This window comes from Pseudomonas sp. B414, assembly GCF_055408445.1.
Genome location: NZ_JBUZTQ010000007.1, coordinates 53,892 through 76,223, shown reverse-complemented (window position 1 = coordinate 76,223; position 22,332 = coordinate 53,892). Strand labels below are relative to the sequence as shown.

Below are 22,332 nucleotides of genomic sequence, written 5' to 3'. Positions count from 1 at the left end.
AATATGTCATTTATGTGAGAGTGCTAACTAAATAGCCTGAACGTCCTGTGGTGCTGGCCCTGCGCGGTTCTTGGCCTTAAGCTGCGCGGGCCAAGACGGCCGCAACTGTGAACGGAGAGAGTGCCCATGCGAATTCTATTGGTTGAAGACAACCGCGATATCCTCGCCAACCTGGCCGACTACCTGGGTCTCAAGGGCTATACCGTTGACTGTGCGCAAGATGGTTTGTCGGGCCTGCATCTGGCGGCCACTGAGCATTACGACCTGATTGTGCTCGACATCATGTTGCCCGGCATCGATGGTTACACCCTGTGCAAACGCCTGCGTGAAGATGCCCGCCGTGATACCCCGGTGATCATGCTCACCGCTCGTGACCAACTGGACGATCGTCTGCAAGGCTTCAAGTCCGGCGCCGATGACTACCTGCTAAAGCCTTTTGCCCTGTCGGAACTGGCTGCGCGGATCGAGGCGGTATTGCGCCGTGCCCAGGGCGGTGGCCGGCGCGAGCTGCAGGTCGGCGAGCTGCGCTACGACCTCGACACCCTTGAAGTGACCCGTGAAGGCCGTTTGCTCAAGCTCAACCCGGTGGGTTTGAAGTTGCTGGCGGTATTGATGCAGAAAAGCCCCCATGTGCTGCGCCGCGAAGTTCTCGAAGAAGCCCTGTGGGGCGACGATTGCCCGGACAGCGACAGCCTGCGCAGCCATGTCCACCAACTGCGTCAGGTGATCGACAAGCCATTCGACAAGCCTCTGTTGCAAACCGTACATGGCGTGGGCTACCGCCTCGCCGAGGTCCGCGATGGAGTTTAAGCAAAGCCTTTCCCAGCGGATCATCATTGCTTTTGCCTTGATGAGTGCGCTGGTGGCAGGGACTTTCGCCGTAGGCATTATTGCCACTGTGCATCTGGTCGAAGAAAAACTGATTTCGGCCGGTTTGGGCGGGGATTTGCAGCGACTGTTGTTGATGGATAACGGCGCGGACTGGAACCATCGGCCCAAGCCCAGCCAGTTGTTTTATTTCAGTGGCGGGCGCGGTGACTTTGCCTTGCCCAAGGATCTGCGCCATCTGGATCCGGGCTTTCACGAAGTATTTCGTGACCAATTGTCGTATCACGCGATGGTTGAAGTGGTCGACGGCCGACGTTACGTGTTGCTGCAAGACCAGAGCGATTTTGAAGAGCGCGAGCGGGTGCTGTTTGCCGTGGTTGTGGTCGGTTTTGTCCTGGCCCTGGCCCTGGCGGTCTTTTTAGGCTGGACCCTGGCCCGCCGGGTAATGGCGCCGGTTGTGCGCCTGGCACGTCAGGTTCGTCATCGAGACCAGTTGCTGGGCCTGGCACCGCCGCTGGCGCCGGATTACGCGGCCGATGAAGTGGGTGAGCTGGCAGTGGCGTTCGATGCCACATTGGGCCGCCTGCGTGACACCCTGACCCGCGAACGTTTGTTCACCAGTGATGTAAGCCACGAGTTGCGTACTCCGCTGATGGTGCTGGCCAGTTCCTGCGAGCTGTTGCTGGAAAGTCCGTCACTGGATCAGCGCAGTCGCTCACAGGTCGAGCGTATTTCCCGCGCCTGTGAGGAAATGCGCGAACTGGTGCAAACCTTCCTGATGCTTGCCCGAGCGCAACATGAGGATGCCAGCATGTCGCCCACGGTGACCCTGACCACTGTGGCCGAAGGCCTGATCAGTTTGTGGCGCGAGCCCATTGAGGCTAAAGGCCTTGAGCTGATCTATGAGCCCGGCAACCCGCTGGACACCCGTTACAACGCTACTTTCCTGCATGCAGTCATGGGCAACTTGTTGCGTAATGCCTTGCACTACACCGATACCGGTTTTATCCGCCTGACTCTTGAACCCAGCGGTTTTGTGGTGGAAGACAGCGGCGTCGGCATCCCGGAAGAAAAACGTCAGGCAATGTTCCAGCCCTTTGTCCGAGGCAGCGAAAAGCGTGGCGAAGGGCTGGGTCTGGGCCTGTCACTGGTGCAGCGCATCTGTGACAGCCAGGGCTGGCGCGTAAGCCTTACCACCATGGAGCCCAACGGCTGCCGCTTTCGCGTCGAGCTTGCTCCGGGCGACGTTTGACCCCCTCCCGCGGCCTGCGCTCTGCAGGCCGCACTCTCCAATCATTGGTCGATACATGGCCCTGCGCCAGTATTTTCGCCCTGTAAAACCTTGCAATGTTTGTGTAGGACGTCTGACAGATTTTTCACCTGCTGATGACCTGATGCAAACGTTCTGCTGATTAAGGTAGTGCTCATTAGCTTCAGGAGCACAGGCATGAACCCGATCATCAAACTCAAGTTTTCTGAAAAGTACGATCAGCAGCATGCTGCTGAATATCTGATCAAGCATCAGGACGGCCTGGCCCGGCGTCTGTCGCACAAACGTGATGAACAGTTGGCGCGTCGCGCTTTGCAGTTGGCGGGTGAGCCTCAAGTCGTCCTCGATTTACCTTGTGGTGCAGGTCGTTTCTGGCCGTTGCTGGCACAAATGCCAAGCCGCGAAATCATTGGCGCCGACAATTCGGCGTCCATGCTGGAGGTGGCGTCTTTGGCGCAACCGGCCGATGTGGTGAAACGGGTACGGCGTTTGCAGATGTCAGCTTTTGAAATAGATTTGCCTGATAACTCGGTTGACAGTGTTTTTTGCATGCGCTTGCTGCACCACATTGGCGATGCAAGCCACCGGATGGCTCTATTACGGGAGCTTCATCGCGTCAGCCGCGACAGCGTAATTATTTCGTTGTGGGTAGATGGCAATTTCAAAGCCTGGAAACGCAAGCGTCTTGAGCGTCAGCGGGCTGCAGAGGCAGAGCAATACGGTTACCAAAACCGTTTTGTGTTACCTGCTGCTACAGTGGAAGCGGAATTTAAAAAGGCAGGCTTCACCGTTCAGGACCATTTGGACTTTATTCCGCTCTACGCGATGTGGCGGGTTTACGTATTACGAAAGAGATAACTCATGACCGTTGATTTTGTACAGCCATCCCCCTCTGCGACTGAAGACCGATTCGAGTTTCACTGGAATCAGCAAGGCGAATGGGTTGAAGAGCCCAACCAGCGTCGCGGTGGTGAGAGCGGTGTACAACGGATTCACGATGGTAATGGGCGCTTGCTCTACGTCAAACGCCAGGTCGGGCATACCTACCGTAGCTGGCGCTACCCGCTGGGTCGGCCGACGGTTTTGCGTGAACAGGACGCGTTGCTGGCCCTGAACCGCTTGTCGGTTGGTGTACCAGAACTGGTGTACTGCGGGGCGAAGCAAACGGCAGACAAGCAATGGCGTGCACTGCTGGTGACCGTGGGCCTGGATGGCTTTGTCGAGATCGACAATTGGTACGCCGCCGGTGAGCGTGAGCGTCACGGTGAAGCGGTACATGATCGCGTGCTTGAGGCCATTGGCCAGACCCTGGCACGTATGCACCTGGGCCGCTGGCAGCATGGCTGCCTGTACGCCAAGCATGTGTTTGTTCGGGTGACGGGGCAGGGCGAGGGGGCAGAGGTTGCTGTGGCTTTGCTGGATCTGGAAAAAAGCCGGCAACGCCTGACGGCCCAAAAAGCCGCGTCACACGACCTTAAGCAACTGCGGCGCCATTCGTCGTGGAATGCCACGGAGTGGGACAGATTGATCTATTTTTATAAAACAGTGTTTGGCAGCGCTATCAAAGGTTTACGGTGATGAAGCGAGAAATAGCACGAAGTTTGTTTCTGCTGGGCGCCCTGGTCATTGCTGGCGTGGCGTTTGCTGCTTGGGAGCAGCCTGCAACTCAAGTGTTAAGCGGGCCCCAGATCGGGGCTCATTGCCCCTTACCGCGCGTGGTAAAAGCGGCGGTAGCGACCAGGCCCGATCAAGATCTTCTGTTGTTTATGTTTGGTATGAGCCAAGGGCTGAAGAAGTAATCACTGTAATCCCTGTAGTCGTTGACGAGCAGTGCGAGGCTACGTCCTGATCGTCAATTGCTACAGGGGGGGTGGCTTTAGATAACATGCAGATGGTTGTCCCACAGCCCCGACGGCAGTTCCAAAGGCCTGGCAACCAGATCGCTCTGGCGGCAATCGTAGAACCGGCAGCGGCCCTGACCGGAAGTCACCACAAAACCATCCTTCACTGCACCCACCCCCGCACAATCCGGTAACGGCGCATCCAGGCGCAAGGCGCCACTGTCCATATCCCACACAAAGAACCGGTTGCCGCGCGGCGCAGTCAGCGCAACCAGGCGCAACTCACTGTGCACTGCGACACTGGCGGTGTAATGGCCCATGGCACGCAGTTGTGCCTCGGCCACCGGGAAGGGTTCAAACGGCTGGCCCGGACGCTTGATGGCCAACAATTCGGACAACTCATGGGCATCGCCCATAAATTGCTGACAGGCGAGGATGGTGCCGTCGCTGGCAATCCCCAGGTGGCGCACGCTGTTCATCTGCTGGCTCAGGGTTTCCTTGCTGAGCAAGGTGCCGTCGCGTTGCATCAGCACCAGGCTGGGTTCCATCGCGTTAAGGTTCATCTCCACCCGGCTTTCGGCCTCGGTGCGAATGCCGCCGTTGGCCACCACCAGGGTTTCGCCGTCAGGCATCCATGACACTTGATGCGGGCCTACGCCGTGGGTAGGGATTTCACCGCTGTGGATCAGGCGTTCACCCTCAAAACGATAAACCCCCAGCAAGCCACGACCCGGGTCAGTGGTGTCGTTTTCGGTGGTGTACAGCCACTCGCCATCTTTATGGATCACTGCGTGGCCATAAAAATGCCGATTGGGCAGGGAGCTCAGGGTTTGCAGCAACTGCCCGTCGATAAGGTTGATCAGGTAGCTTTCGGTGCCGGGGCGCCGGGCCACAAACAGTGCAATGGGCAATGTCGGGTGGTTGATGATGTCATGGCAGCGCTGGCCGACCCGGGTGCTGAATACCCGGGTGCCATCGAGGCGATAACCGACCGCAAAGTGATTGCCTTCGCCATCGTCGCGGGCACTCAACAGCAGCGGGCTCAGGTCCTTTTGTTTAAACAGGGACCAGCCGCCCAGCGTGACGGCGCTGAGCAGTAAACCACCGAGTTTTAGAGCTTGCCTGCGCATCATCGAACCTTCCTTTATCAATCGCCGTCGTTGGCGTTAAAGCCCAACTGGATACCCAGGGCCTTGGCCAGCTCGCCTTCGTGCAGGCGGTGAACCACGTTCAGGCTGTCATAGATGGCGTTGAGCTGGGCGCGCCCGGCATCGTCTGCCAACAGCTCGTTAAGAGTGCGCTGGTTGTCGTTGAACAGCTTGAGCGAAGTGGCATAGGCCGCATCAATCTTGTCAGCCAACGGCTTTTGCTCGGCAGGCAACAGGCTGCGCAAGCCCTTGTTGTCGACACCGGCCCATACGGACTGGGCTGCAGCCAGGCTGGCGGCCAGGCTTTTGAGCGACGACTCGCTGCGCCATGCATCGGCCTGGAACGGCTGCGGGATACCCTTGCTCTGGCGGCCCATTGGTGTGCCGAGTTTTTTCTTCAGGCTATCGAGGGCGGTGACCTGCACGCGCAGCACGTCAGCGATGGCTTCGTGGGAGTCGGCATAGCGCTGGTTGGGGAATTTGCTCATTTGCGCGAGCATGCCGTCCGTGCTGTTCCAACTGGCGAGGATTTCTTCGGCCAGTTGCTTCTGACGTTCGCCGATGGCGGTCAGCAGCGGGCAGTAACGGGCTTTTTGCGCATCGTCAGCGAGGTTGATATTGCTGTCGAACAGAATGTATTCGTAAGCAGACAGGCCTTGCACCACCACACTGGATTTGGCCAGCGCAGCAGCATCGATCTGCGGCTGGGCAATCACCAGTTGCTCGACCTGACGGCCGACCAGGTTCTTTTTGTCCGGCCAGAACTGTACCTGCCACGCACGATTGCCTTCGGCCAGAGGCCCGATCAGCAAAGGCTGCAGCTCGGCCCAGGCTTTTTGCGCATGCAAGAAGTCGGCTCTGGCAGTCTCAAGGTTTTCCTTGCCCTGGCAATAGGCCAGAGCGCTGACGGCCAATTGGCGGTCAGCTTCAACCCAGCGGCTGTAGGTCGGCAGGATCACTTGCTTGGCAATGGCTGCCGAGGTGACGGCCTGCGGGTCTTGGGGCGAGCAGGCAGCAAGAGCGATAGCGGCAAGGCTGGTGAACAGAAGCTTGGGTCGAAACATGTCGGGGTCCCCGATCTTGTAAGGCGTTAAAGAGAGTTCAGGAACGCCAGCAACGCAGCACGTTGCTCGGCATTAAAGCGTAAAACCTGCTGCTGGGCCGGTTCGGCCTCGCCACCATGCCACAGCACGGCTTCGAGCAGGTTGCGGGCACGTCCATCGTGCAAAAACTGGGTGTGGCCACTCACTGCCTGGGTCAGACCAATCCCCCATAGCGGCGGCGTGCGCCAGTCGCGGCCAGTGGCGGCGAATTCGGTGCGGTTGTCGGCAAGGCCGGGCCCCATGTCGTGCAACAACAGGTCGCTGTAGGGGTGGATGACCTGATTGGCCAGCTCCGGCTCGGCGGCGTTAGCCGCCGTGGTGAACGTTGGTGTATGGCATGAGGCGCAGCCGGCCTGATAGAACAGGTTTTTTCCGGCCAGTACCTGGGGCGCGCCGACATCACGGCGGGCGGGCACGGCCAGGTTGCGGGTGTAGAACTCGACCAGACGCAGGATATTGTCGCTGACCTCGGGCTCGCCATCCGGGCCATTGCCGTTGGGTGCCTTGAGGCAGGCTGTTTGCGCCTTGGTGCAGTCATCGAAGGGTCTCAGGGAGGTCGTGAGGCCCATATCACCAGAAAAGGCGTGAACATTTTGTTGATTGAGGTTCGGTTGCCCGGCTTTCCAGCCAAAACGGCCCAAAACGGTCTTTTGTTGCGCGTCATCCCACACCCAGTTCGGGCGCCCGGAGATGCCATCGCGGTTTTTGTCCTCAGGGTCGGCATTGGCCAGAATCGCCTCGTTGGGGATGGCTTCGAGCAGCCCCAGGCCAATCATCGGCGGTGCGATGCGGGCCGACATGCGGGTGTCGGGGTGCATCGGACCATAACCCAGCTGGGTGATCTGTAGCGTGGGTTTGCGTAGCTCGACTTCGGTACCGTCCTTGAAGCGCACGGTGACCGGCTCGTAATCGACCCGCACCTTGCCCTCGGGCGCTACGCCGGGCACGGCCATATCCTGCAACTGACCGCCATACACGGGTTCAGGCACGATACCGGCCTGTTCGATCAGCGTGGCGTAGGTGGGGTCGTTGGGGATCGACAGGCGTACCAGCATCGACACCGAGTTCTTGGCACCGGGGGCGGGCGGGTGACCGCGGCCATCCTTGATATGACAGTTCTGACAGCCATTGGTGTTGAACAGCGGGCCCAGGCCATCACGGGCTGTGGTGGTGGCGGGCGCGATCACCCAAGGGCTGCGAAAGAAGCTGTTGCCGACGCTGAAATCCAGGCGCCGGGTTGGTGACAGGTTGGCCGAGGGCATGGAAAACGCATTCTGATCGGTTTTGCGCACCGTAGTAGCCCCGCCGGAGCGGGCTTCGCCGGGCTCGGGTTGGGTAAATCGCGGGGCATCATCACAACCGCCAAGGCCCAGGGCCACAAGCAGCAGAGACAGGCGAAGAGGCAACGAAGGCATCAAGCGTCCAGATCAGTGAGCAAAATCGAGGGCGTAAAGTCTAGCAGGGAAGGTGAATTGAAATAAGAGGGATTAGCGTTTGCCTTGATTAGTGGCAGGCAAACGGCCTTTATGTGTGGGAGCGGGCTTGCTTGCGATGGGATCGATGTGGTTTGCCTGACAGACTGCGTCGTTTGCATCGCGAGCAAGCCCGCTCCCACAGGAGACTTCCACAGGGGGAAAGTACAGGCTCCACAAAAAAGGCGACCCGAAGGCCGCCTCAATTTCTTTCACTCAAACGCAGCAGATCAGAACTCGTGATCGGCGTTGTCCGGGTTCAGGTCGCTGATACCCAGCTTGCCAGCGGCTTGCTCGATGGCACCGGTCTGCTTGACCAGGGCGGCGATGGCATCGCGAACCACCTGGTTGCCCGCGGCGTTGTCTGCTGCGATCAGTTGGTCGTAGTGCTCGCCCTTGTTGGCGTGGTCAACAATGACCTGGATCTTGGCTTCGGTGTCGGCCAGATCGGATTTCAATGTAGCGTCTGCAGTCGGGTCAACTACCACGACCAGCGACGACAGGCTTGGGCCGGTCAGTTTGGTGCCGTCAGTGCGCAGGTACTCGCCCAGGTACACGTTACGGATACCTTTGGCGTCGTAGAAGTGCGAGTTGTGGGTGTTGTCGCTGAAGCAGTCGTGCTCGTCTTCAGGGGAGTTGGCTTCCAGCGACACTTTCATGCGCTCGCCAGCCAGTTCGCCCAGTGACAGGCTGCCCATGCCGAACAGCATTTTGCGCAGGCCATTTTTTACCGGCTCGGCTTCAAGCGTGGCACGGTAGTTGTCAGTCTCGTTCGGCGCCCAGTTGCCGACCATTTCGTCGAGGTCGCTGACCAGCAGTTGGGTCACGGCTTTCAGGTAAGCGCGACGACGATCGTTGTGGCCACCGGTAGCGCCTTCGCCTTCGAGGTAGTCGGAAGCAGGGCGGTTGCCTGCACCCGGGCCTGTGCCATTGAGGTCCTGGCCCCACAGCAGGAATTCGATGGCGTGATAGCCGGTAGCCACGTTGGCTTCGGAACCACCCAGCTCGTTCAGGCTGGCCAGGGTTTGCGGGGTGATTTCGGTAACGTCGACCTTGTCTTCGCCAACCTGGATCTGGGTGTTGGCAATGATGTTGGCGTTGGCACCCGGGTTGCCCAGTGCGCCGGCGTAGCTGGCGTCAACGTAATCGATCAGGCCTTCGTCCAGGGGCCAGGCGTTAACCTGACCTTCCCAGTCATCAATGATGGTGTTGCCGAAGCGGAACACTTCGCTCTGCAGGTAAGGTACGCGAGCCTCAACCCAGGCGGCACGGGCAGCTTTCAGAGTGTCGTCGTTCGGCTTGGCGAGGAATGCATCGATAGCGGTCTGCAGTTTCTTGGCAGTGCTTAGCGAGTCGCTGTACACGGCGTGCACCATGTCGGCGTAATGGGCAACGACGGCCTTGGCGGCCGCTTCGTCGACTTTCGCTGCGGTGATGTCAGTGGCTGGCGTCGCGGTGCTGGTGGCGGCTGCTGGCGTTGGCGCTGCGGCGGTTTTTTCTTTGTCTTTGTCGCCACAACCGGCGAGTGAAATAGCAATGGCCAGCAGACTGGCGGTGGCCAGGGGCATACGAATCATGGCGAAAATCCTGCTTCGAGAGGTGGGACAAGCGTGCGGCTGCACGCGAAACTGCCACATGATGCGAAAGATATGCATTTTCTGTAAAGGGTTACTGTTGGAAATATTTCTTATTTACCACAGCTCTACACCGGATCTTTCGTAAATCCAGAAACATGGATTTACATAATGCTGGCTTTGTTACGCCTGGCCTGCTTCAGGTAAGCGACCAACTCTCGCGGGCCAAGGGGTTTGCTGTACAAATAGCCCTGACCTTCATGGCAGCCTTCGGCAATCACATAGGCTTCCTGTTCAGGGGTTTCGACACCTTCGGCAATCACTTGCATGCCCAAGCTTTTGCCGAGCTGGATGATGGCGCGCACGATGGTGGCATCGTCGCCGTCATCGATCAGGTCCTGCACGAAACTCTTGTCGATCTTGATTTTGTCCAGCGGCAGGCTTTTGAGGTAGCTCAATGACGAGTAGCCGGTGCCAAAGTCATCAATCGCAATCAGCGCGCCAGAGCGGCGCAGGCTGAGCAGGTGCTGGGCAGCGGTGCTGATATCTTTCATCAGGCTGGTTTCGGTAACTTCCAGCTCCAGGCTGCGCGGTGGCAGGCGGTGGCGCTGCAACAGGTTGTTGACCACCCGCGGCAACTCGACGTGGTGCAGTTGCACCGTGGACAGGTTGACCGCCATGCGCAGCTCGCTGAAGCCCTGGTCATGCCATTCGCGCAGTTGGCGGCAGGCCTGGTCCAGAGCCCATTCGCCGATGGCAATGATGCTGCCGTTTTTTTCCGCCAGCGGGATAAACAGGTCGGGCGGGACCATGCCGTGTTCCGGATGCTGCCAGCGCAACAGAGCTTCGACACCCACCACGCGATGGTCGCTGTAGCGGATCTGTGGTTGGTAGACGAGGTGGAGCTGGTTGCACAGCAGCGCTTCACGCAGGTCTTTTTCCAGCTCGCGCATGCGTCGCATCTCGCGGTCGACGCTGGCGATATAAAACTGATAGCGGCTACGCGAGTAGCTTTTGGCCAGAGTCATGGTTTGCTCGGCTTTTTGCAGCAACTGCTCGGTGGTGTCGCCATCTTCGGGAAACAGCGTGATGCCGATGGTAGCGCGCAGGCGGATGCTTTGCTGGTCGAGGCTAAAGGGCGACTCCAGGTCATCGAGAATGCTCTGGGCCAGTTCGGCGGCTTCGTAGGGCTGCTCGATATGGGCCTGGACCAGGGCGAACTGATCGCCGCCCAGACGCCCCAGAGCACCAAGGCTGCCGCTGTGGGCGCGCAGGCGATCGGCCAGGGCCTGGAGCAACTGATCGCCGGTTTGATAACCGAACTGCTCGTTGATGCCCTTGAAATCGTCCAGGCCCACACAGAGCACCGCAACCCGGCGTTGCAATCGGCCGGCATCGTTGAGGATCTTGCCCAGTTGCCCCTGCAACTGCAGGCGATTGGGTAGCCCGGTCAAAAAGTCGTACTGCGCCATGCGCAACAGCGAGCTCTCGGCTTCGTGGCGCAAACGGTTGTTGCGCTCGATCGAGGCCAGCAGCTCATTCGAGGTGTTGACCCAGACCCCCAGTTCGTTGTGCTCGTGACCTTTGAGCAACGGGATCACGTGTTCGCTGGGGCGGTCGGGGTTGATGCTGGTCAGGTGTCCGATGACTTTTGACAGCGGCTTGGTCAGCAGCCACTGGTACACCAGGTACAACACCAGCCCCATCAGCAGGGCGCGCAACAGCCCGGAAAACAGCATGACCGCCGAATCAGTCAACAAACCACGGCCGTAAGTGGCGGTGTCGAGGGTGATGCTCAGGTCGCCGTAGTACTCGCTGAACGGCCCCTGGCCCACCAGCGGAATACTGAACGTGTGCTCCTGGCCCAAAATCATGTCGGTCACCCAACGGCTCGATGAGCTTTGCAAGGCTCGGGCTTTTTCGGCGAGGGCAGCTTCGTTGGGGTGACCGATGGAGGCCTTGTGCACAGCCGGGTCCCGGAACAGGCCTTCGATGACCTGCATGGCCATGTCACGGTCCAGGCTGTACAGCGCCTGAGTCGAGGGGTCACGAAACATATCGAGGATACGTTCGGCATCTGTCGTGACCGCCTGTCGGACCTTGTAGGCATCAAACACAATTTGCGCGCAGCTCAGCACACCGCCTACGACCACTGCTGACAGTAGCGCGATGCGGAGCAATTTCAGTGACAAGCTGTTTTTGAACTGCAGCTTCAAAGCGCTATTCCTTGTTCCTGCCGATAATGCCTGTGGCCTTGTATTTGGAGGTTTTTTTGCAAGTCTGCAAGCAACAAATACGCAGCGTTCACGGTCGCTACTGTGTCGGTATTCTGACTTCGAACTTGAGGCGCGCAATAAAAAAATCCAACGCTTTCATACTAGCTTGCCCGGATTGCGTGCAGCGGTCTTTTGGCACTTTTAATCAGGCCAAAAAAAACCCGGCAATGCCGGGTTTTTTTACCTGGAGTCAGGCTTAAGCGGTGAAGGTTTTACCTTCGAACTGCTCAGCAACGAACTTCCAGTTTACGAGGTTCCAGAACGCTTCAACATACTTCGGACGTACGTTGCGGTAGTCGATGTAGTAAGCGTGTTCCCAAACGTCGCAGGTCAGCAGCGGGGTATCGCCGCTGGTCAGTGGGTTGCCGGCGCCGATGGTGCTGGCCAGGGCCAGGGAACCGTCAGCCTTCTTCACCAGCCAGCCCCAGCCGGAACCGAAGGTGCCGATGGAGGTTTTGCTGAATTCTTCTTTGAACTTGTCGAACGAACCGAAGGCAGCGTTGATGGCATCAGCCAGCGCGCCAGTTGGTTCGCCGCCGGCGTTTGGCGCCAGGCAGTTCCAGTAGAAGGTGTGGTTCCAGACCTGAGCGGCGTTGTTGAAGATGCCGCCCGAAGAGGTTTTAACGATCTCTTCCAGTGTTTTGCCTTCGAACTCGGTGCCTGGCACCAGGTTGTTCAGGTTCACGACATAGGTGTTGTGGTGCTTGTCGTGGTGAAACTCCAGGGTTTCTTTGGAGATGTGCGGCTGCAGGGCATCGTGTGCGTACGGCAGCGGCGGCAATTCGAAAGCCATGATGATTCTCCTAATCAGGTCAGTTGCGATGAGCGCAAGGCCGATCACGGGCGGCCAAACACGCGCCGATGAGTTTTTACTCTTTGCGGCGCAGGGTCAGGATCATAGCACCGGGGTGACGGCATAACCACGCGACAACTGTGTGGAATAGACGTTTCAGCGCGATTGATATAAAAACTCGATGAGTTTTGAGTACGCTAAAAACACTTTGTGGGAGCGGGCTTGCTCGCGAAGCAAGCGACTCGGTATGGCTGAAGGATCGCGCTGATACCATCGCGAGCAAGCCCGCTCCCACAGGCGCCAGGGCACCTTCCTATGCTTCAACCCGAAACAATCAATTGTACTGCCACCGCATACATCATCACCGCCACCAGCAGGTCCAGTACCCGCCAGGTATTTGGCCGGGCCAGCCACGGCGCCAGCCAGGCCGCGCCCAGGGCCAAAGTGAAAAACCACATTAGCGAAGCACTGGCCGCGCCCACCACGTAGGCGCCGGGCACGCTTTGTTGCGCGCCGAGCGAGCCGATCAGCAACACTGTATCAAGGTAAACATGAGGGTTGAGCAGGGTCACGGCCAGCGCACTGAGCATCACCGCCTTAAGGGAGCGGGCAGTCTGGCCAGCGGAATGTTCAAGGCTCGATTTGGAAAACGCCCGGCGCAGCGCCTGGGTGCCGTACCACAGCAAGAACACCGCACCACCCCAGCGCGCAACACTGAGCAGCAAGGGGTTCTGCGCCAGAATGGTCGCCAGGCCAAACACCCCGGCCGCCACCAGCAAGGCATCGCACACCACGCAAAATGCCGCCACGGGCAGATGGTGTTCACGGCGCAAGCTTTGCGCCAGTACGAAGGCATTCTGGGTGCCGATGGCCATTATCAGGCCGAACGCGACCAACAGGCCATTGAGGTAGCTTTGCCACATAAGGATTACTCGTTGTACTGCAGGCGGGGTTGCTGCTGGCTATTGTCGGGTGCTTGGATGTATAAGAAAAACCAATATTGCTGATCGCTCATTAGGAAAACTGATGTTCGACTATAAATTGCTCTCGGCCTTGGCCGCAGTCGTGGAACAGGCCGGTTTTGAACGGGCCGCGCAGGTGCTGGGTCTGTCACAATCGGCTATCTCCCAGCGCATAAAATTGCTTGAGGCCCGTATCGGCCAACCGGTGCTGGTGCGCGCTACGCCGCCAACGCCGACGGAAATAGGCCGGCGCCTGCTAAACCATGTGCAGCAAGTGCGCTTGCTGGAACGTGACCTGCAAAGTGCGGTGCCTGCACTGGACGATGAGGGCTTGCCCGAGCGTCTGCGCATCGCCTTGAATGCTGACAGCCTGGCCACTTGGTGGGCGCAGGCGGTAGGGGATTTTTGCGCCGAGCAGCACTTGTTGCTGGACCTTGTGGTTGAGGATCAGACCGTAGGTCTCAAGCGTATGCGCGCCGGTGAAGTGGCTGCCTGCCTGTGTGCCAGTGAACGGCCAGTGGCGGGAGCGCGCAGCGTGCTGCTGGGCGCCATGCGCTATAGGGCGTTGGCCAGCCCGGGGTTTATCGCCCGGCATTTTCCGCACGGCGTAAGCGCAGCACAGTTGCCCAAAACTCCCGCGCTGGTGTTTGGCCCGGATGATTTTCTACAACATCGTTACCTGGCGGCACTGGGTGTGGACGACGGTTTCGAACACCATCTGTGCCCATCCTCCGAAGGCTTTATCCGCTTGACCGAGGCCGGTTTGGGGTGGGGGCTGGTGCCTGAGTTGCAAGTGCGCGAGCAGCTTGAAAGTGGAATGCTGGTAGAGCTTTTGCCAGATAAACCCATCGACGTGCCACTGTACTGGCATCATTGGCGTAATGGCGGACAACTGCTGGGGCAACTGACCGAACATTTATCTCGTTCGGCAGCCCGCTGGTTAGTGCCTTTGGCGTGATCAGCAGCGTTTAAACAGCACGCAGCAAGAATTACAGCATTTGGAGTGATTGATGAAGATTCTGGTCACCGGCGCAAGCGGCTTTATTGGCGGACGCTTTGCGCGTTTTGCCCTGGAGCAGGGCTTTGACGTACGGGTCAGCGGACGTCGTGCCGAAGGTGTTGAACACCTGGTGCGGCGCGGGGCTGAATTTATCCCGGGTGATTTGACCGATGGTTTGCTGGTGCGCGACTTGTGTGTCGATGTCGACGCGGTGGTGCATTGTGCTGGCCATATGGGCGCCTGGGGGCGTTATCAGGACTTCCACCGCGACAACGTGCTGGTGACCGAAAACGTGGTTGAGGCCTGCCTGAAACAGCGGGTGCGGCGCCTGGTGCATTTGTCTTCGGCGTCGTTGTACTTCGATGGCCGTCATCACACTGACCTGACAGAAGAGCAGTTGCCCAAGCGCTTCAGGCACCCCTATGCCGCGACCAAAAACCTGGCGGAGCAGAAGGTTTTTGGTGCCCAGGAATTCGGCCTCGAAGTGATTGCCCTGCGTCCGCGTTTTGTCACGGGGGCAGGTGATATGAGTCTCTTCCCGGGTTTGATCAAGCAGCAGCGCAAAGGTCGTCTGGCCATTGTCGGTAACGGTCTGAACAAGGTCGATTTCACCAGCATGCAAAACCTCAACGAGGCGTTGATGAGCAGCTTGCTGAGCAGCGCTGCGGCATTGGGCAGGGCCTACAACATCAGCAATGGCACACCGATTCCGTACTGGGATGTGGTCAATTATGTGATGCGCCAGATGAACGTGGCGCAAGTGACCCGTTATCGTGGCTACGGCCTGGCCTACACCCGTGGGGCGCTTAACGAAGCCGCCTGCAAGTTGTGGCCGGGGCAGCCTGAGCCGTCGCTCTCGCGTTTGGGGGTGCAGATCATGGACAAAGACTTTACCCTCGACATCAGCCGCGCCCGGCACTACCTCGACTACGACCCCAAAGTCAGTCTGTGGGCCGCGCTTGATGAATTCTGTGGTTGGTGGAAAGCTCAGGAATCTCCTTACCGCTAACCACTTGCCGCTATTTTTAAAGGTTTACGATGCGTAACGATGCCCGCGACGACTTTGACAATGTGCCGACCCTGCGCGCCGATGCCGATGATCATGATGAACTGGCGTCCAGCGCCGGTGCCCGTGAGCGCACCACGGTGTACTCGCGCAACACCCCGGTGATCAAGGTCAAGGGCCCGAGCACCGGGCCTTTGTGGACCTTGATCTGTGCCTTGCTGGTGGCTGTTGGCGGATTGGCCTGGTGGAGTTTTCAGCAGATTTCGCTGATGGAGCAGCAGTTGGTGGCAACCCAGGAAAGCTTTGCCCGTATCAGCGAAGAAGCAGCGGGGCGGTTGCAGGCCATTTCCGGCAAGGTGGTGGCCAGTGAGTCGACGATCAATAATGGCAGCGAGGCCTTGAAGTTGCAGATCAAGCAGCTTGAAGAGCAGCTTCTGGAGCAGAGCAAGCGTCAGCAAGGGCTGGTGGCGGGGCAGCAGGGCGATCTGGATCAGCGCTTTGAGCAAATCAATGCGGCGATGTTGCTGCAAGTGACGGCGCAGAAAGAAACCCAGACCCGGCTCGAAACCGAGATCAAGGCGCTGGGCAGCGAGTTGTCGACGCTCAAGGCCAGTGTGGCGCAGCAGGCAACGGACGTGGCGGCGTTGAAGAAACAGGGCAACCCGGCGGCTGCGGTGGAGCGTCTTGAGCAGGACATGATCGTGCTCAAAAGCGAACTTGAGAACCGCCCGGCACCGGCCCAGGGCGCCAATGCTGCCGAGTTTGACGTGTTCCGTGCGCAGATGACGCGCAACATCAATACCTTGCAGAGCCAGATTCAGAACTTGCAGAAGCAGATCAGCGCCCGTCCTTGAGTCGGCGTTGACTGCCTTGCCCTCACCCCAACCCTCTCCCGGAGGGAGAGGGGGCTGATTTGTAGTGTTGCGCAAAACTGCTTTTGCCTTTAGTCCCCTCTCCCTCCGGGAGAGGGCCAGGGTGAGGGGCTTTTGATTTTGATTGTTACTACTGCGCCTTGTCCTCCCGCCCACGCAGCACCTGATTGGGCATCGCAATCGCCGCAGCCAGCCCCAGCAGCGAAACCGCCGCGCTGATGCTCAGCAAATGGCGGAATGTCAGCAGCAACTCTGCCCGCAGGCTATCCAGCGCCGGGCCTTGTACGGCATTCAGCCCGTCCAGCAGCACATTGCCCGAACTGCCTTCTCCCAGCAGAGGCCGACCGCCCACAGGCGCCAGCAGCGAGTCGTGCAGCAACGCCAGCAACAGGGCCGACATCAAGGCCACCCCCATCGCACCACCCAGAGCGCGAAACAGATTGGTGGTGCTGGTCGCCACGCCAATGTCGTGCTGTTGCACCGAGTTTTGCGCGCCCACCAGCGACGTCGGGAACTGCATGCCCGAGGCAATACCGCTGAACAGCATAAACACCCCGCTCAGCAACTCGGCGCTCGGCGGGCTGAAAGCCATGCCGAGAATGGCCAGGGGCATCAGCACCGCACCGCTCAGGATCATTGGCTTGTAACGCCCGGTCACCGAGGTCATGCGCCCGGCAAAATAGGCGCCCATTGGCAAGCCTATCGCCAGTGGCAGCAGATGCAGGGCTGCGCTGTCGGCCCCGGCGCCGGTGATGCTCTGATAGCGCAGCGGCATCAGCACAATCAGGGATATGGCCTGGAAGCTGGTGAAAAACACCGTACACCAGCACAGCACCGCATTGCGGTTGGCAAACAGGTGCATGGGCAGTAAAGGCTCCAGGGTGCGGCGTTCATGCCAGACAAACAGCGCCAGTGCGATCAGCGCCACCAGCAGAAAGCCTGCGACTTGTTCGTCACGCCAGCTTTGGCCCTGGCCGATAAAAGTGATGCTCAGCAGCAACGAAGTCAGGCCCACGATCATCAGCATCGTGCCCAGGTAATCAATGATCGGTTTGCGTTGCGGCACAGGCAGGCCGACCAGGGTGCGATGGGAAATCCACCAGGCCGCCAGCCCCAGCGGCAGGTTGATCAAAAACACCCAACGCCAGGACAGGTACTCGGTCATATAACCGCCCAGCACCGGCCCGGCGACGCTGGCCAGGGCATACATGCTGCTGAAGTAACCCTGATAGCGACCGCGTTCGCGGGGCGGCACAATATCGCCAATGATCGCCTGGCTGACCGAAATCATCCCACCAGCACCAATGCCCTGAATGATCCTGGCGAGCACCAGTTGCTCCATGTTCTGCGCGAGCCCGCAAAACAGCGAGGCCAGGGTAAACAGGCCCATGCCGAACAGCATCAGGCGCCTGCGCCCGTACAGGTCGCCGAGCTTGCCGTAGATCGGCACGGCCACGGTCATGGCGACCATATAGCCGGAAATCACCCACGCCAGTTGGCTGACATCCTTGAACTGGGCAGAGATGGCGGGCATGGACACGGCGACGATGGTTTGATCCAGCGCCCCCAGAAAAATCGCCAGCATCAGGGCGATCAAAATGCTGCGAATGGCTGGTTTGGCCTGGGGAGGCTGGTTCAGACTGGTCAAGGGACACCTGTGGGCACAGAGCATGTAGCAGATGCCCATCAGTGTACTCGATAGGTTCCTATTCGATAGCCTCGTAAGGGAGCCCGACGTAGTTTTCTGCAATGGTGGTACGACCTGCCTCGGAGTCGACGAAATACTCCAGCTCGCTGCTCGCAATACGCTGGCTAAAGCCGTCGCTGTCGGGGAAACGGTGCAGCATCGAGGTCATCCACCACGAAAAGCGCTCGGCTTTCCAGATCCGCCGCAGGCACACCTCGGAATAGCGTTCCAACAGCTCGGTGCGGCCTTCGCTGTATACCTTGAGCAGAATATTGAACAGTGTGCTGACATCGCTGGCAGCCAGGTTCAGCCCCTTGGCCCCGGTAGGCGGCACGATATGGGCAGCATCCCCTACCAGAAACATGCGCCCGTACTGCATTGGCTCGACCACAAAACTGCGCAGTGGCGCGATGCTTTTTTCGATCGAGGGCCCGGTTACCAATTGCTCAGCCAGCGCTTGGGGCAGGCGGGTTTTCAACTCGTCCCAGAAGCGCTGATCTGACCAGTCCTCGACTTTTTCTTCGACCGGCACCTGCAGGTAGTAACGACTGCGTGTCGCCGAGCGCTGACTGCAGAGGGCAAAGCCGCGTGCGTGTCTGGCATACACCAGTTCGTCGTTGACCGGGGGGGTGTCGGCCAGTATGCCGAGCCAGCCAAAGGGGTACACGCGCTCGAAAACTTTCAGCACATCGCTTGGAATCGACTGACGCGAGACACCGTGAAAACCGTCGCAACCTGCGATGTAATCGCAGTCCAGACGCCAGCTTTCGCCGTCTTTTTCGAAGGTGACGTAAGGGGCTTCGGTTTTCATGTCGTGGGGCTGCACGTTGCTGGCGCTGTACAGGGTTTGCGCGCCGACGGCCTCGCGGGCGGCCATCAGGTCGCGGGTGACTTCGGTCTGGCCGTAGACCATCACGGTTTTGCCGCCGGTCAGGCCCTTGAGGTTGATATGCACCTGGCGGTCGTCCAGGGCCAGTTCAAAGCCATCATGGACTAATCCTTCAGCGTCCATGCGCTGGCTGACACCGGCCTGACGCAACAGGTCGACCATGCCTTGCTCCAGCACCCCGGCGCGGATCCGGCCGAGAACGTAGTCGCCGGTCTGGCGTTCGATGATGACGTTATCAATACCGGCGTTATGCAGCAGTTGACCGAGCAGCAAGCCTGAAGGGCCGGCACCGATAATAGCGACTTGAGTTCTCATTATTGTTCTCTCGCGCAGCCTCGACCCAGTGGGGCGAGCAGGTTCTTATTAGTTTGTGTCTGCATTTTTCGCTTGTGAGAGAGGCAATAGAAGGTGATAAACACGGCATAACCGGTACTTTTCGCTAATCGGTGCGATTATCGGTTTTCAGCAAAATTTCAGGCCAGGCTGCAATGAATCTTTCAATCCCGGTGTTCAAGCTTTACGGCGAGCAGCAAGACTGGCTCAGCCCCGACCTGCTGCACTGCGAGACCATCTCGCTGCGTAGCCGCGTCCACGATTGGGAGATCCGCCCCCATCGGCATGCTGATTTGTGCCAGTTGCTCTATGTGCACAAGGGCCGGGCGCAGGTTGAGGTAGAAGGGCTGCGCCATGTACTGGAGCAATCGGCGATTCAGGTGATTCCGCCGTTATCGGTGCACGGCTTTCAGTTTTCGCCGAATGTCGAAGGCTTTGTGCTGACCCTGGCCGCACCGCTGGTGGCTCAGTTGCAGGCACAGTTGGGCGGCGCCATCAGCTTGCTGCAACGGGTGGCCAGTTACCCGGCAGGCAAGGATCGTGATTACCTTAATAACCTGTTCAGCGAACTGCAGCGCGAATATGTCGGTGCCCAGCCCGCCCGTGACATGCTTTTACAGTCACTGATTAGCGTGCTGCTGGTGTGGGTTGCCCGTCAGGTGATCCAGCGCCGGGAAGCGCGGCAGTTGCAGCCACGCGGGCGCGAGTATCTGGGCCTGTTCAACCAACGGGTCGAGGCGTTGTTTCGCGAGCAGCCGAGCGTTGAGCAGTTGGCCCATCAGGTGGGGATTTCGGTCGCGCACTTGAACAGCATCTGCCGCGAACTGGCGGGGCAGTCGGCGTTGCAGATCATCCATCAACGCTTGCTGTTGGAGGCCAAGCGGCATTTGATTTACACGCCGATGACCATCAGCGAAGTGGCTGACAGCCTGGGGTTTGCAGACCCAGCTTACTTTGCGCGTTTTTTCCGGCGCCTGAGCGGTGTTTCGCCCAGTGACTTTCGAAAAGGGCGGGCTGACAGCATCAGCCCGCCCTGATGCTCCGGGGCTTCCTTACCTCAGAGCACTGAACATTGCAGTGCAGTGCCCGCCATTGCAACTGGCGGTCAAGCTGGCTGCTTGTCGGGTTTGCTCGGCGCGGTAGCAAGCGCCAGCAAACAGGACAGCGGCAGCAAAAACGATAAAAACGGTCATGCATGTTGTTTTTGTTTTGGTAGTCATGGCATTTGCTCCACTGACGTTACAACTTTGAGGCTAGTTCACAGCTTGGTACTTGCCATGTCAGTTGTACGAGTGGTCTTGTTCGGTAGCATCCCTCAAATGGACTAGTTGACTCGCTCCGTTCCTCAGCGGTTAAAAGCCCTTGTCCCACTCGGGTTCGTCGGTGAAACGCGCTGCGAGAAAGTCGAGCATGCTGCGCAACGTCGCGGGCATGTGTTTGCGTGAGGCATACACTGCGTAAATGTTCATCACGCGCGGCTCTGCGTCGGGCAGCAGGCGCACCAGTTCACCCCGCTGCACAAACACCCCGGCCTGGTAGCTGGGCAGCAGGGAAATGCCTGCGCCAGACAGTGTGGCGCTCAATAAGGTGCTGGCTTCGTTGGCACTGATATTGCCCTGCACCGGCACCGAGGCTTCCTCCCCGTGGTGGGTGAAATGCCACAGGCTCTTGCCGTAATAGGAGTGGGTCAGGCAGTTGTGCCGGCTCAGGTCGTCGACCTGCTGCGGCGCCGGGTGTTCGCGCAAATATGCCGGGGACGCACAGAGCACCGAGCGACAAACGGTCAGCTTGCGGGCGATCAGGCTCGGATCCAGATCATTGCTGGTGCGAATCGCCAGATCAATGCGTTCATCCACCAGGTTTACGGTGCGGTCGAGCATTTGCAGGTCGATGCTGACTTGCGGGTAAAGGCGCACATAGTCGGTCACTGCTGCCGCTAATTGCGCCTGGCCGAACGAAGTACTGACGCTGATGCGTAGCAGCCCCCGCGGTGCATCACTGGGCACATCCACGGCCGCCTGCATGTCGTCAGCCAGTTCCAGCAATTGACGACAGCGTGGCAACGTTTCGTTGCCCGCAGCGGTCAGGCTCAGCTTGCGCGTGGTGCGATGCATCAGCCGCGCGCCCACCCACTCTTCCAGCTCGGCCAGATAGCGCGACACCACCGGGCGCGACAGGTCCAGGTGGTCGGCCGCCGCCGACTGGCTGCCGAGGTCGACGACGGTGACAAACACCCGCATTGCAATAAGACGATCCATGATCTGCCCGATATCTGAAACAAACTATGTTCAAGCATCGCATTTTTAGTTCCCGATCGTGCAACTAAGCTCTGTCCATCGCCGACCTTGGCCACTGACTCAGGAATCACCCATGACCGGATTTTCCACCCTTCGCCGTTTTCTTCTCAGCGCTGTTGTGCTGGGCTTTGCCGCGCATGCTGCGGCTGCCCCGGCGCCTTTGACTCTGGACGTCTACAACCCTGGTGCGACGGCGATTTTCCCGGTGTCCTCAGTGCTGATCAGTGGTGAAAAGGACGCCATCCTGGTCGATGCCCAGTTCGGCAAGGCCCAGGCCCGGCAAGTAGTGGACAAGATTCGCGCCAGCGGCAAACACCTGACCACCATCTATATCAGCCACGGTGACCCGGATTACTACTTTGGCCTTGAAACCCTGACCCAAGCGTTCCCGGACGCCAAGGTCGTGGCTCCGGCGCCGGTGGTTGAACATATCAATGAAACCAAAGACGCCAAGCTGGCGTTCTGGGGCCCGCAAATGGGTGCCGATGTACCGGGCAAACTGATTGTGCCGCAGGCTCTGAAGGGCAACACCCTGGACCTTGAAGGGCGCGAACTGGATATCGTCGGCCTGAGCGGGCGCCAGCCGGGGCGCACCTTTGTGTGGATTCCATCGCTTAAAGCCGTGGTCGGTGGCGTGGTAGTGGCCGACAACCTGCACGTCTGGATGGCCGATACCCAGACCCCGCAGTCGCACAAGCAGTGGCTGGCCACCCTCAAGCGCATTGACAGCCTGCAACCGCAAATCGTGGTGCCGGGCCATTACCTGGGCCAGAGCGATCACTCGTTGAAAGCGGTGTACTTCACCCGCGACTACATCAAGGCGTTTGACGAAGAGGCCCTCAAGGCCAGCAACTCGGGCGAACTGATTGCGGCAATGAAAAAACGCTACCCGGGCCTGGGCGAAGAATCTTCGCTGGAACTGAGTGCCAAGGTGGCCAAGGGCGAAATGAAGTGGTGAAAGTATCCAACGGTAATACCCAC

At 59.1% G+C, this 22,332-nt stretch carries 20 protein-coding genes; 10 read left to right on the top strand and 10 right to left on the bottom strand.

Annotation, left to right across the window (positions count from 1 at the left end):
• The first annotated feature begins 126 nt into the window (after positions 1-126).
• The 5 genes from colR (at position 127) to ACZRMH_RS08485 (ending at position 3,897) form a co-directional block, all read left to right on the top strand.
• Entirely contained in the window at positions 127-810 is a 684-nt protein-coding gene (gene colR, locus ACZRMH_RS08505; RefSeq protein ID WP_464013042.1) for a two-component system response regulator ColR, read from the top strand.
• Positions 800-2,080, top strand: a complete 1,281-nt coding sequence (locus ACZRMH_RS08500; protein WP_464013041.1) for a sensor histidine kinase — start codon at positions 800-802, stop codon at positions 2,078-2,080. Before colR ends, ACZRMH_RS08500 begins: the two co-directional genes overlap by 11 nt.
• A gap of 195 nt (positions 2,081-2,275) precedes the next feature.
• A complete protein-coding gene (locus ACZRMH_RS08495) occupies positions 2,276-2,956 on the top strand; it encodes a class I SAM-dependent methyltransferase (RefSeq protein ID WP_464013040.1) in 681 nt (226 codons plus the stop codon).
• 3 nt (positions 2,957-2,959) lie between these two features.
• Positions 2,960-3,676: a lipopolysaccharide kinase InaA family protein gene (locus ACZRMH_RS08490; RefSeq protein WP_464013039.1), complete on the top strand. Its 717-nt coding sequence runs from the start codon at positions 2,960-2,962 to the stop codon at positions 3,674-3,676.
• Complete coding sequence (locus tag ACZRMH_RS08485; protein ID WP_464013038.1) at positions 3,676-3,897, top strand: hypothetical protein; 222 nt, start codon at positions 3,676-3,678, stop codon at positions 3,895-3,897. Before ACZRMH_RS08490 ends, ACZRMH_RS08485 begins: the two co-directional genes overlap by 1 nt.
• Positions 3,898-3,974: 77 nt before the next feature.
• On the opposite strand, the gene ACZRMH_RS08480 is transcribed toward ACZRMH_RS08485, so the two are convergent.
• The 7 genes from ACZRMH_RS08480 to ACZRMH_RS08450 form a co-directional block, all read right to left on the bottom strand.
• Complete coding sequence (locus tag ACZRMH_RS08480; protein WP_464013037.1) at positions 3,975-5,072, bottom strand: DUF1513 domain-containing protein; 1,098 nt, start codon at positions 5,070-5,072, stop codon at positions 3,975-3,977.
• Positions 5,073-5,086: 14 nt separating this feature from the next.
• A complete protein-coding gene (locus ACZRMH_RS08475; RefSeq protein ID WP_464013036.1) occupies positions 5,087-6,151 on the bottom strand; it encodes an imelysin family protein in 1,065 nt (354 codons plus the stop codon).
• A 26-nt stretch (positions 6,152-6,177) separates the two neighbouring features.
• Positions 6,178-7,605 carry a di-heme oxidoreductase family protein gene (locus ACZRMH_RS08470; RefSeq protein WP_464013035.1) on the bottom strand — a complete coding sequence of 476 codons (1,428 nt, stop codon included), beginning with the start codon at positions 7,603-7,605 and terminating at the stop codon, positions 6,178-6,180.
• A 287-nt stretch (positions 7,606-7,892) separates the two neighbouring features.
• The gene (locus ACZRMH_RS08465; protein ID WP_464013034.1) at positions 7,893-9,239 is read right to left on the bottom strand and encodes an imelysin family protein; all 1,347 of its coding nucleotides are present in this window, start codon (positions 9,237-9,239) and stop codon (positions 7,893-7,895) included.
• Between the two features lie 161 nt (positions 9,240-9,400).
• A complete protein-coding gene (locus tag ACZRMH_RS08460) occupies positions 9,401-11,452 on the bottom strand; it encodes a putative bifunctional diguanylate cyclase/phosphodiesterase (protein ID WP_464013033.1) in 2,052 nt (683 codons plus the stop codon).
• A gap of 256 nt (positions 11,453-11,708) precedes the next feature.
• On the bottom strand, positions 11,709-12,305 hold the full coding sequence (locus ACZRMH_RS08455) for a superoxide dismutase (RefSeq protein WP_464013032.1): 597 nt from the start codon (positions 12,303-12,305) through the stop codon (positions 11,709-11,711).
• 320 nt (positions 12,306-12,625) lie between these two features.
• Positions 12,626-13,228, bottom strand: a complete 603-nt coding sequence (locus ACZRMH_RS08450) for a LysE/ArgO family amino acid transporter (RefSeq protein ID WP_464013031.1) — start codon at positions 13,226-13,228, stop codon at positions 12,626-12,628.
• A 103-nt stretch (positions 13,229-13,331) separates the two neighbouring features.
• On the opposite strand from ACZRMH_RS08450, the gene ACZRMH_RS08445 reads away from it, so the two are divergent.
• Genes ACZRMH_RS08445 through ACZRMH_RS08435 form a run of 3 tightly spaced genes read left to right on the top strand, consistent with a single transcriptional unit; the run spans position 13,332 to position 16,127 of the window.
• Positions 13,332-14,225: a LysR family transcriptional regulator ArgP gene (locus ACZRMH_RS08445; protein WP_464013030.1), complete on the top strand. Its 894-nt coding sequence runs from the start codon at positions 13,332-13,334 to the stop codon at positions 14,223-14,225.
• 52 nt (positions 14,226-14,277) lie between these two features.
• On the top strand, positions 14,278-15,276 hold the full coding sequence (locus ACZRMH_RS08440; RefSeq protein WP_464013029.1) for an NAD-dependent epimerase/dehydratase family protein: 999 nt from the start codon (positions 14,278-14,280) through the stop codon (positions 15,274-15,276).
• A 29-nt stretch (positions 15,277-15,305) separates the two neighbouring features.
• Positions 15,306-16,127: an ATPase gene (locus ACZRMH_RS08435; protein WP_464013028.1), complete on the top strand. Its 822-nt coding sequence runs from the start codon at positions 15,306-15,308 to the stop codon at positions 16,125-16,127.
• A 148-nt stretch (positions 16,128-16,275) separates the two neighbouring features.
• Here the strand turns inward: ACZRMH_RS08435 and ACZRMH_RS08430 are convergent, their stop codons facing one another.
• Complete coding sequence (locus tag ACZRMH_RS08430) at positions 16,276-17,793, bottom strand: MDR family MFS transporter (RefSeq protein WP_464013027.1); 1,518 nt, start codon at positions 17,791-17,793, stop codon at positions 16,276-16,278.
• Between the two features lie 58 nt (positions 17,794-17,851).
• A complete protein-coding gene (gene pobA / locus ACZRMH_RS08425) occupies positions 17,852-19,036 on the bottom strand; it encodes a 4-hydroxybenzoate 3-monooxygenase (RefSeq protein WP_464013026.1) in 1,185 nt (394 codons plus the stop codon).
• A gap of 173 nt (positions 19,037-19,209) precedes the next feature.
• On the opposite strand from pobA, the gene ACZRMH_RS08420 reads away from it, so the two are divergent.
• Positions 19,210-20,091: a helix-turn-helix domain-containing protein gene (locus ACZRMH_RS08420; RefSeq protein ID WP_464013025.1), complete on the top strand. Its 882-nt coding sequence runs from the start codon at positions 19,210-19,212 to the stop codon at positions 20,089-20,091.
• A gap of 315 nt (positions 20,092-20,406) precedes the next feature.
• Here ACZRMH_RS08420 and ACZRMH_RS08415 read toward each other — a convergent pair whose 3' ends face one another.
• A complete protein-coding gene (locus ACZRMH_RS08415) occupies positions 20,407-21,312 on the bottom strand; it encodes a LysR family transcriptional regulator (RefSeq protein WP_464013024.1) in 906 nt (301 codons plus the stop codon).
• Positions 21,313-21,424: 112 nt separating this feature from the next.
• Between ACZRMH_RS08415 and ACZRMH_RS08410 the strand changes: the two genes are divergently transcribed.
• A complete protein-coding gene (locus ACZRMH_RS08410) occupies positions 21,425-22,309 on the top strand; it encodes an MBL fold metallo-hydrolase (RefSeq protein WP_464013023.1) in 885 nt (294 codons plus the stop codon).
• Positions 22,310-22,332: the final 23 nt, after the last annotated feature.

Excerpts from the sequence above, each read along its gene's own strand:
- ACZRMH_RS08470 (WP_464013035.1), bottom strand. The coding sequence starts at position 7,605 with ATGCCTTCGTTGCCTCTTCGCCTGTCTCTGCTGCTTGTGGCCCTGGGC.
- ACZRMH_RS08450 (WP_464013031.1), bottom strand. The coding sequence starts at position 13,228 with ATGTGGCAAAGCTACCTCAATGGCCTGTTGGTCGCGTTCGGCCTGATA.
- ACZRMH_RS08455 (WP_464013032.1), bottom strand. The coding sequence starts at position 12,305 with ATGGCTTTCGAATTGCCGCCGCTGCCGTACGCACACGATGCCCTGCAG.
- ACZRMH_RS08420 (WP_464013025.1), top strand. The coding sequence starts at position 19,210 with ATGAATCTTTCAATCCCGGTGTTCAAGCTTTACGGCGAGCAGCAAGAC.
- ACZRMH_RS08410 (WP_464013023.1), top strand. The coding sequence starts at position 21,425 with ATGACCGGATTTTCCACCCTTCGCCGTTTTCTTCTCAGCGCTGTTGTG.
- ACZRMH_RS08485 (WP_464013038.1), top strand. The coding sequence starts at position 3,676 with ATGAAGCGAGAAATAGCACGAAGTTTGTTTCTGCTGGGCGCCCTGGTC.
- pobA (WP_464013026.1), bottom strand. The coding sequence starts at position 19,036 with ATGAGAACTCAAGTCGCTATTATCGGTGCCGGCCCTTCAGGCTTGCTG.
- ACZRMH_RS08445 (WP_464013030.1), top strand. The coding sequence starts at position 13,332 with ATGTTCGACTATAAATTGCTCTCGGCCTTGGCCGCAGTCGTGGAACAG.
- colR (WP_464013042.1), top strand. The coding sequence starts at position 127 with ATGCGAATTCTATTGGTTGAAGACAACCGCGATATCCTCGCCAACCTG.
- ACZRMH_RS08440 (WP_464013029.1), top strand. The coding sequence starts at position 14,278 with ATGAAGATTCTGGTCACCGGCGCAAGCGGCTTTATTGGCGGACGCTTT.
- ACZRMH_RS08475 (WP_464013036.1), bottom strand. The coding sequence starts at position 6,151 with ATGTTTCGACCCAAGCTTCTGTTCACCAGCCTTGCCGCTATCGCTCTT.
- ACZRMH_RS08500 (WP_464013041.1), top strand. The coding sequence starts at position 800 with ATGGAGTTTAAGCAAAGCCTTTCCCAGCGGATCATCATTGCTTTTGCC.
- ACZRMH_RS08415 (WP_464013024.1), bottom strand. The coding sequence starts at position 21,312 with ATGGATCGTCTTATTGCAATGCGGGTGTTTGTCACCGTCGTCGACCTC.
- ACZRMH_RS08495 (WP_464013040.1), top strand. The coding sequence starts at position 2,276 with ATGAACCCGATCATCAAACTCAAGTTTTCTGAAAAGTACGATCAGCAG.
- ACZRMH_RS08490 (WP_464013039.1), top strand. The coding sequence starts at position 2,960 with ATGACCGTTGATTTTGTACAGCCATCCCCCTCTGCGACTGAAGACCGA.
- ACZRMH_RS08480 (WP_464013037.1), bottom strand. The coding sequence starts at position 5,072 with ATGATGCGCAGGCAAGCTCTAAAACTCGGTGGTTTACTGCTCAGCGCC.
- ACZRMH_RS08435 (WP_464013028.1), top strand. The coding sequence starts at position 15,306 with ATGCGTAACGATGCCCGCGACGACTTTGACAATGTGCCGACCCTGCGC.
- ACZRMH_RS08465 (WP_464013034.1), bottom strand. The coding sequence starts at position 9,239 with ATGATTCGTATGCCCCTGGCCACCGCCAGTCTGCTGGCCATTGCTATT.